Source organism: Enterobacter sp. 342 (assembly GCF_036663495.1).
GTDB lineage: Bacteria > Pseudomonadota > Gammaproteobacteria > Enterobacterales > Enterobacteriaceae > Enterobacter.
In genome coordinates this window covers 1-8,811 of sequence record NZ_JAWUEI010000062.1, presented here as the reverse complement: position 1 = coordinate 8,811, position 8,811 = coordinate 1, and the positions used below count along the sequence as shown (strand labels likewise).

General features: G+C 44.4%; 10 protein-coding genes. 4 read left to right on the top strand and 6 right to left on the bottom strand.

The features are described from left to right. Positions 1 to 150 precede the first annotated feature (150 nt). On the top strand, positions 151 to 1,128 hold the full coding sequence (locus tag V6E55_RS24315) for a sensor domain-containing diguanylate cyclase (protein WP_002119794.1): 978 nt from the start codon (positions 151 to 153) through the stop codon (positions 1,126 to 1,128). Between the two features lie 219 nt (positions 1,129 to 1,347). Here the strand turns inward: V6E55_RS24315 and V6E55_RS24310 are convergent, their stop codons facing one another. The 5 genes from V6E55_RS24310 to msrA all read right to left on the bottom strand — a co-directional run bounded on the left by V6E55_RS24310 (position 1,348) and on the right by msrA (position 3,740). Beyond that, complete coding sequence (locus tag V6E55_RS24310; protein ID WP_277108390.1) at positions 1,348 to 1,995, bottom strand: peptide-methionine (S)-S-oxide reductase MsrA; 648 nt, start codon at positions 1,993 to 1,995, stop codon at positions 1,348 to 1,350. A gap of 220 nt (positions 1,996 to 2,215) precedes the next feature. Further along, positions 2,216 to 2,461 (bottom strand): glutaredoxin family protein, encoded by a 246-nt coding sequence (locus tag V6E55_RS24305; RefSeq protein WP_011711656.1) that lies wholly within the window; start codon positions 2,459 to 2,461, stop codon positions 2,216 to 2,218. 54 nt (positions 2,462 to 2,515) lie between these two features. Next, the gene (gene msrB, locus V6E55_RS24300) at positions 2,516 to 2,956 is read right to left on the bottom strand and encodes a peptide-methionine (R)-S-oxide reductase MsrB (RefSeq protein ID WP_005403705.1); all 441 of its coding nucleotides are present in this window, start codon (positions 2,954 to 2,956) and stop codon (positions 2,516 to 2,518) included. Between the two features lie 31 nt (positions 2,957 to 2,987). Then, positions 2,988 to 3,248: a glutaredoxin gene (locus V6E55_RS24295; protein WP_005403706.1), complete on the bottom strand. Its 261-nt coding sequence runs from the start codon at positions 3,246 to 3,248 to the stop codon at positions 2,988 to 2,990. A gap of 3 nt (positions 3,249 to 3,251) precedes the next feature. Beyond that, positions 3,252 to 3,740 carry a peptide-methionine (S)-S-oxide reductase MsrA gene (msrA, locus tag V6E55_RS24290; RefSeq protein ID WP_069785042.1) on the bottom strand — a complete coding sequence of 163 codons (489 nt, stop codon included), beginning with the start codon at positions 3,738 to 3,740 and terminating at the stop codon, positions 3,252 to 3,254. A gap of 122 nt (positions 3,741 to 3,862) precedes the next feature. Between msrA and V6E55_RS24285 the strand changes: the two genes are divergently transcribed. The 3 genes from V6E55_RS24285 (at position 3,863) to V6E55_RS24275 (ending at position 6,964) form a co-directional block, all read left to right on the top strand. Next, positions 3,863 to 4,798, top strand: a complete 936-nt coding sequence (locus V6E55_RS24285) for an AraC family transcriptional regulator (protein ID WP_002123001.1) — start codon at positions 3,863 to 3,865, stop codon at positions 4,796 to 4,798. 2 nt (positions 4,799 to 4,800) lie between these two features. Beyond that, positions 4,801 to 5,541 carry a hypothetical protein gene (locus V6E55_RS24280; RefSeq protein WP_316936916.1) on the top strand — a complete coding sequence of 247 codons (741 nt, stop codon included), beginning with the start codon at positions 4,801 to 4,803 and terminating at the stop codon, positions 5,539 to 5,541. A gap of 382 nt (positions 5,542 to 5,923) precedes the next feature. Beyond that, a complete protein-coding gene (locus V6E55_RS24275) occupies positions 5,924 to 6,964 on the top strand; it encodes an IS630 family transposase (protein ID WP_163136448.1) in 1,041 nt (346 codons plus the stop codon). Between the two features lie 132 nt (positions 6,965 to 7,096). Here V6E55_RS24275 and V6E55_RS24270 read toward each other — a convergent pair whose 3' ends face one another. Further along, positions 7,097 to 8,674, bottom strand: a complete 1,578-nt coding sequence (locus tag V6E55_RS24270; protein WP_316944063.1) for a methyl-accepting chemotaxis protein — start codon at positions 8,672 to 8,674, stop codon at positions 7,097 to 7,099. Between the last annotated feature and the right edge of the window lie 137 nt (positions 8,675 to 8,811).

Genomic DNA, 8,811 nt, shown 5'->3' with positions numbered 1-8,811 from the left:
TTAGCGACTAATCAGATCGCACAAACTGGACTGAGTTCCCTTCCTCCGGTGATCTACTATTCGGAACAGCTATTTAGAGTTAAATCAACGATTTAATTCATTTTTCTATGCAGGATCTTTGAAAAATGCAGTAGAAAAACGGAGAAGTACATGACCTTTAGTTTAGCTCAAACAGCTAGTGCAGAAACCACACTAAAAGCACCTGCTGAAGCAGATCAGAACCTGCGGGATATCACTGAACTGGCGTGTTATATCTGTGATGCACCAGTGGCTATGGTGACGCGAACCGATGACACAAAGCTGAATCTAATTGCAAAAGTTGGTATTTCGCGTACCTCTGTATTAATTAAAGAGTCCTTTTGCGTGTATGCAATGGAAACACCTGATGCGGTAATGGTGGTCCCTGACGCTACTTTAGATCACAGATTCAGTACCAATGCTATGGTGATTTCAGGACCTGGCTACCGATTTTATGCTGGCTCGCCGCTGATTGATCCCGAAGGTGCAGTGATTGGTACTATTTGTGTCTATGATCATGTTCCTAAGCAGCTGAACCAGCGGCAGATAAGCTCTTTGCAGGCTCTGTCCAGACAAGTGATCGCCATACTGGAGCTGAAAAAAGTCGGCGAACAATTACATAATACCAGCATGACGGATGCGCTGACAGGGGTGAACAACAGAAGAGCTTTTGACCTCAAGTTTGAAGCTGAATTTGCTCGCTGGCAAAGAACAGGACAATCTTTTGTACTGGCATTGATTGATATTGATCACTTTAAGAGTTTTAACGACAGCTATGGTCATGCCGCAGGAGATGAGGCACTGAGTCAAGTCGCGGCTCTGTTTCAGCGCCATAGCAGGAACTATGACTTTTTCGCCCGTTATGGTGGTGAAGAGTTTGTGCTGATCCTGCCAGGCACAGACACAGCGTCCGCAAATAAAACACTGGAAAAGTTAAGGCTGGTAGTGGCTAACCATGAGTGGTTATTACGACAATTAACGGTCAGCATAGGTTTGGCCAGCGCTGATTTATTTGACGACAAAAAGCAGTTGCTCGAAGTCGCCGATCAGATGTTATACAAAGCTAAAACCCAAGGCCGCAATCAAACCAGTGTGTTCGCCACACTGTAAGAGATCTGTTCATGCTGCGCTGATCTCAAGACCTCATAAAAACTGAGGTCTTGCTTCGGTCGATAAGCTGGTCTGATATTGGCATTATTTATTCCTTTCAAATACATGGGTAATGCGACTTACACAGATTTTTTATGCTCTCTTGGACTCCATGTGAAGGAGATCGTCACATTCTTTACATATAGAAAATAGAGTTCTTTAGCCAGCTGCAATTTCAGATTAACCGATTCGGTAAGCTTTCTGCATTTCCGGAGACAACTTTTTTAGCCAGCTTGAGAGACTGAAGCCTTTTCTATCGGTACTATTTAATTTAGTAAAATACAGATGTTCATCCCAGCGAGGACCGAAATCTACTTCTGCAAGACTTACAAGCTGTTTGTTTCTGCGAAGACGATGCTTTTGATGGTAATCTTCGACGGGCCAAAAATAACCATTTTGTTCTCCGGCCTCAATCACCTCGGGAGATTTCTCCTTTCCAATCGCTTGAATCAGTTCTTCAGCTACTTGTTTTTGCTCCAGATCAAAAACAAAAAGTATCTGGCGATACTGGCCCTGCTTTCTACCATGAACAGACCATGATTCAAAACTTCCAAGAAGTTCCCTGTAGCTGATTTGGTCTTTATCGTAGATCACTCTGACGACTTCGGCGTGTCCGTTGATGTTGCGGTAACTCGGATCCAGAGTTGATGCTCCAGCGTAGCCAACACGTGTTTGCACTACTCCCTGCGTCCCTCCAAAATTAGAATCCGGTCCCCAAAAGCAACCCATGCCGAAAACCGTTTGACTAAGCTTCCCGATTTTCAATGCTTCTTCGATTGCTTCAGGGGTTGCAAATTCATAGCTTTCAACACCGTCTTCTTTATTCATTTTTAGATCCGACATATTTTTCACCTAACTTTCAAAAATTGAAGCCACTCCCATTCCTCACGCCGTGCAAACGACGATAAGACCACGTTTTCCAACACCAGCTTGATGAAGTATCTTTGCTAAAACTCCGCAGCATGTTTCTTGGTAACACAACTGCGGAAAATTGCTGTAATCATTGATCTTACTGCTTATTAAGTTATTAATAATTCTAAAAAACTCATTATTTCATTGAAGCTTCCAACCACCTGTCAAGGTCCTTGAACTTGGGGTTTCTCAGCTTCTTTGTCCCAACCACTATTGTCGGGAAATTCAGCTTTCCGTTCGAATAGAGGGAGCACAGTTCATCAGCAGCCGCGTCGTCTTCATGAACATCCAAAAAAACAAACTGGCTCCCTTTTTCTTGCAAGTACGAATGGTAAATCTTGGTTTTATGGCAGTCTTTATGACCGAACAGCTTAATCAACACGAACGGCTCCTTTTTTCAAAAGGTTCACTTTCATAAACCCCCTCGATTTAAAAATTATTCTACAAACTTCAATGACTCCGAGTTAATACAGAATCGGACCCCTGATGGCTCAGGACCGTCTGGAAAAGCGTGCCCCAGATGGGCTTCGCACACATTGCATAGCACTTCGATTCTGCGCCCGAAGGTCGTATCCAGTTCATATTGAATTACGTTGTCTGCGACTGGCTCAGAAAAACTCGGCCATCCCGTTCCCGAATCGAACTTTAGGTTCGAGTCAAAGAGTTCGGTGTCGCAGCCCACACAGGCGTACCTTCCAGCTTCATAAAATGAACAGAGTTCTCCGGTGTGCGCGCGTTCGGTGCCTTTCATCCGCATGACCCGAAATTGCGCTGGCGTCAGAATTTCTTTCCACTCTTCCTCGCTCTTTTCTACTTTTTTGGGAGGCGCGGGAGTGCCGTTATCCAGGTAGTTGTAAATGCTTTTCCAATTGAACATATATTTGCTCCTTTATTTTAGGGTTCACTCTTTAGCTATCAATCCACGAGAAGAAGTCTGTAGCACTACCAATGAATTCTCCATCCACAAAAACTTGCGGTACAGTTTGGAGATTTGTTCTTTCCTTCAACTCCAGGTAAGTCTTCGGATCGTCGTCTACGCGAATTTGTTTGAAATCGACCTTTTCAGCAGTTAGGTAATTCTTCACGCGTGCGCAAAATGGACAATGGTCTTTCGTATAAATAACAACATTCTTAAGTGCTTTCATTTTTTCCTCGTTCATTTGGTTCATGATTTAGTCTCTTTCAAAATGGCAAGAGTATCCGCTGGGATTCCTCTGCAAATAGTTTTGGTGATATGCCTCAGCGTCGTAGAATTCTTTTTCCAGGGTGACGGTCGTGACCACTTCATTCTCGAAGCGACCGATCTCATTGACCTCATCAATCACGTTTTCGATAATCGCTTTCTGTGCATCGTCACGATAGAACGCTGCCGAGCGATACGAAGTGCCAACATCATTTCCTTGGCGATTCTTCGTAGTCGGATCATGGATTTTGAAAAAGTAATGTAGAATCTCTTCGAGAGATATTTCGTCTTGGTCGTATTCCACGCGAACCGCTTCGGCGTGCCCCGTTTTCCCTGTTATAATATCGGCGTAGGTAGGATCATCAAAATCTCCGCCAGAGTAGCCCACCTTCGTTGACGTCACACCGTCCAGACTCCTAAGGAGGTCTTCGAGACCCCAAAAACACCCTCCGGCAACGATCACATAATCTAGTTTCATAAAGCCTCCTTAGTTTTCATCCACTTACTGATTAGACTGACTTTACAGCATGTAAAATAGATATAATATGTTCAATAGTTCGTATAACATGACCTATTGGACAGTTTACGTAGGAGCTATATATGGATGTTCTCAGTGAAATTTTAGATAAGGTAGAGCTTACTAGCAGCTACTGGTATAGAACCTCATTTGCGGGAGACTGGGGCATCAGCCTCCCGCAGGAAGAGAATCTAGCGAGATTTCACATCGTGACTCATGGCGAGTTTTGGTATGAGGTGCCAAAACTTAAACTTAAAGCATTGGCGGAGCAGGGCGATATTTTGATCTTTTTCAAAGGGATGGAGCACACCATGGCCAGTGCACCAAAAATCAAGGCCGAGCCTGCGGTCGAATTTAGAGCTAAAGCCAACCTCACCGAAGCTCAAGTTTTGGAATACGGTGATCAGAGCAAGCTCAAAGCCAACGTCGTTTGCGGACATTTTTGTTTTAATGGCGGACCCGATCATCCATTCTTAAATTCGCTGCCAAATGTCGTGCATATCAAGAGTGCTGATAACTCCCACTCGCCTTGGCTTGCCATGCTTTTAAGTATTATAGAGCAGGAAGCAAAATCAGGGCTTCCTGGAAGCAACACGTTAGTCAGAAAGCTGACCGAAATTATCTTCGTGCAAGCGTTAAGAATCCACATGTACAAATCCAATAAAAATGCTGGATTCTTCAAACTGATCGAAAATCCGCAACTCAGCAAAACCTTGGAAGCTATTCATCATAGTCTCGATAAAAAATGGGGTCTTGACGATCTCGCCGGGATTGCGGGGATGTCGCGTACGAACTACAGCGTCAAATTTAAGGAGCTGTCAGGCATGACACCTCTTGATTATTTAACCTATTGTCGGCTTGAAAAAGCAAAGCAGCTGCTTAAAGAATCCGGTAAGTCTGTTCCCGAAGTGAGTGAAGCCATTGGGTATCCGGCACATGAACACTTTCAAAAGTTGTTTAAGAAAAAAATTGGCAAAACTCCTAGCGCGTACAGAAAAGAAAATTCTGAAAAGGTGTAAAAATGAATATCTATAACTCTCCTGTTACCAAAATAGCTTTCTGGGTCATAGTCATTGGTGGTGCGGCTTGCCTGCTTATCCCTTTGTTTGCACCTCTTCTTCCGCTGCAATATTTGAAAGGTTATGGCGAAATAGGAGATGTTCTTGGAGGTATTTCAAGCCCATTTGTACAAATTCTGGGTTCAGTGCTTCTCTTTCTGGTGTTAAAAGCTCAGATTGACGCTAATGGCATCCTCCATCAGCAAATCGAAAAGGAATATACGAAGGAGCAACTGAGGCACGAGTTGAATCAGCTTCACGAACTTTATATGTTCGTCGAAAGAAACATTAAAAATTTTAGCTACGATCAGGAAAAGATGATTGATGGCAAGTCGCAAATGATCCTTTTGCATTCCCGGCGAGCGATTAAATGTTTCATTGAGGATCTAGAGAGCTTAGATGTTGATATTTACAAAGATGACGACATTTTAAGGTTCGACGGGGTTAAAGAAATTATGAGCATTTTGAACAGCGTTGACCTATATTTCGACAAAATCAAAGACAGCGAGATTGCACCTTATCATAAGAGTTTTTATAAAACGCTTATGCAGCACGAACTTCTCTTCAGCGTTTTTCCTTATCAAGATCTCGACAATCAAGCGTACCTAAAACAAGAGCATTGCCCAGAGTGTGGTGAATATCATGCAAATTATCCGCCACTGATTTATGACCGGTTACAGAAAATTAAAAAAAGTTTCTCCTGATGTATTATGGATATTTATTCGGTATCGGTCCTACCAAAAAGCTATTTGTAGTATCTCGAGTACGTGCTGTGGTGTAGTAATTCCAATCTTAGAAAACTCAAAGCTTATTCTGAAACTATCGGAATTGTCGGTTGGGTGAGACTTAGTCGCCCCGTAAAGCCTTATCGGGGCGGCAAAGATAACTTTTTATATCACTGCTATTGATGACGTCCTTTGTTTACTAAAGTTGTAAGCCCTTATTCTTTGTTTTAGACCTTCAACCACTCCGGGCTTGTCACTAAATAACTGTGCGAAATAGTAGATCACTCAGGTAAGGGAACTCAATGCGGTTTGCGCGATCAGATCAGTCGTCAAACAAACCAAACCCACAAACGCATTGAGTATGAACAAAATAGCATTTTTGTACGGCGCTGAAACGCGCAGGTTAAAGAAAATTATTCATAAAACACGAGATAGAGACCTTTGCCGCCGTGCGAATGCCGTCTTGCTGGTGTTGAAAGGTAAAACCAAGTCAGAGGTTGCGAGCCTACTGCAAGCTGGCCGCTCATCGCTTAACCGCTGGTTGAAATGGTATGACGTTGCCGGTGTTGATGGTCTAAAAACTAAAGGCGTTGGTCGCCCCGTTAGGCAGAATCGGGATTTTATCTGTGGCGTGCTGAAAATATTGCTGAAGTACACGCCAAGGACGCTTGGATATCAGCGTTCACGCTGGAGTACTGAGTTGTTTGCGCTGTTACTGAACAAGTTATGCAACATTCAGATCCACAGTTCAACAATCAGACGCTGGTTGCCCAAAGCAGGAATTGTCTGGCGGCGAGCTGCGCCAACGCTTTATATCCAAGACCCGGATAAAAAGGAGAAACTGGCGGCTATCCGGGAGGCGCTGGCAGATAACAGTGTTGACCACCCGGTGTTTTACCAGGATGAAGTGGATATCCATCTGAATCCTAAAATCGGTGCAGATTGGGGGCTCCGTGGCGAACAGCGTAAGGTAGCAACACCAGGACAGAACAAGAAACATTATCTGGCGGGAGCATTACACGGCCAGACAGGGCAAATCGTTTATGTAGGTGGCGAGCGCAAGACCAGTGACTTATTTATTGAGTTGCTGGAAAAGCTTAAAGGCCAATATCGTCGGGCTAAGAGCATTCGGTTAATCGTGGATAATTACATCATCCACAAGAGCAAAAAAACGCAGAAGTGGCTGAGTGACAACCCAAAGTTCAAGTTACTGTTCTTGCCGGTTTATAGCCCATGGCATAACAAAATTGAAAAACTGTGGCATGCACTGCACGAAACGATAACCCGGAATCATCAGTGCAAAAACATGGATGATTTACTGGAGCAGGTTTACTACTTTATGGACACTGCCGCACCGTTTCCGGGCGGCAAGCATGGACTAAAGCGGGTGTATCACAATTAGGATCAGTTATTTAGGCTTTCTAAGGCCATTCTGATAGCCCTGACTTCCTGAAAAGCCATGGCTAAAATTTGTGCGGCTAAAAGGGATAACCGATGGTAAAGTAAGTTATCCCTGTCGAGATACTGAAAAGCGTTATCCTCGTTTTTCCCAAAACTGTTTTGCCAGTTCGCTCAGAGCGCTAGTTAACTGAGCGACAGATTTCGCACTTTGCAAATTATTCTGCCCGGTCTGTACATTGGTATCAGCAGCATCGCGTATATTGATAATACTGCGGTTTATGTCTTCACTTACTGCTCCCTGCTGCTCGACCGCAGTCGCTATTTGCGCGTTCATGTCGGTAATTTCGTTAACGCGTTGGCCAATTCCATCAAGAGCTGTAGCTGCTTCCTCTGCGTGAGCTACACTCGTGTGCGCTTGCCGACTACTTTGCTCCATGACTGTAACAGCGGATTGCGCTCGCTCTTGTAGAGCGCTGATCATGCTTTGAATATCCGTTGTCGATTGCTGTGTGCGAGCAGCAAGACTGCGAACCTCATCGGCGACAACAGCAAAACCACGCCCCTGCTCACCAGCACGCGCGGCCTCAATTGTTGCGTTGAGTGCCAACAAATTCGTTTGCTCGGCGATCCCTCGTATAACGTCAAGAACTTTTGATATCTCGTTACTTTGACCTTCAAGCTCATGAATAACCTGAGCGGCTTGCCTAATTTCACCTTCAAGGGCAGTGATTGACTGGCTTGTGTGGGCTACCAGACGCTGGCCAGATGCCGCCTCAGTGTCTGCTCTTCCGGCCGCATCTGCAGCATGCTGTGCATTGCTCGCAACCTCTTGAATGCTTGCCACCATTTGGTTTACTGCCGTTGCTATTTGATCTGTCTCTGCCTGCTGCTCAACTGTAAGTACATTGCTTGACTCAATATCCTTTAGTAGGCCTCGGGTGTGTTCGCTAAGCCGATTTGATGCATCACCTATGCGACCTACTATGGCGCCTGTTTCAGCTTGCATCATTCGTAAAGCAAACTCTATTTGGCCAAACTCATCGGTGCGCCCAGTGTAGAGGGATTGACTTAATGGGTTATTGGAAATATTCCTGGCTCTTTCAACCAGTCTTCCAAGAGGAGAGAGAATAGCCAAAACACTAACAGAGCTTAAGCTTCCTGACATTAAAGTGGCTAACAATAAGCTGCTTATTGATGTATCAGTAAGCATGCCGGCAGCCATTGCGCTTGATATAATACTACCCCATATGAGCAAGAGTATTTTCACGGAAAAGCTAGCAGCCAATTTCGGCCTCGCGGCCTTCCCGCTTCTCAATTGAGCATATAATTTTTCCGCAGCCAAAACCTGCTCAGGTTCAGGCTTGGTCCTTACAGACTGGTATTCAACAATCGAACCATTCTTAGCTATTGGCGTTACATAAGCACTTACCCAATAGTGGTCGCCATTTTTACAGCGATTTTTTACTAGCCCCATCCATGAGCGGCCAGATTTTAATGTACTCCACATATGCTCAAATGCAGCAGGCGGCATATCTGGGTGTCTTACGATGTTGTGAGGCTGGCCTAATAGTTCTTCCTCAGTGAAACCACTGATTTTAATGAAGTCAGGATTAACGTACGTGATATGGCTTTGAGGGGAGGTAGTCGAAAGAATATTGGCATCTTTTGGGAGTTCTAAGTTTCGACCCGTCACTGGTAAATTCTGGCGCATAAGAACCTCAAGGGTTGGCTGTTTTATTTTATTGTTTTCGGCATTAAGCCCAATTTCTTGAGCGTTACGATAAAGCTAGCATGGAAACGATAGGTGCAAGCAAGTTAAGGGTTGCATCGCGCATGTCAATCTAGGCT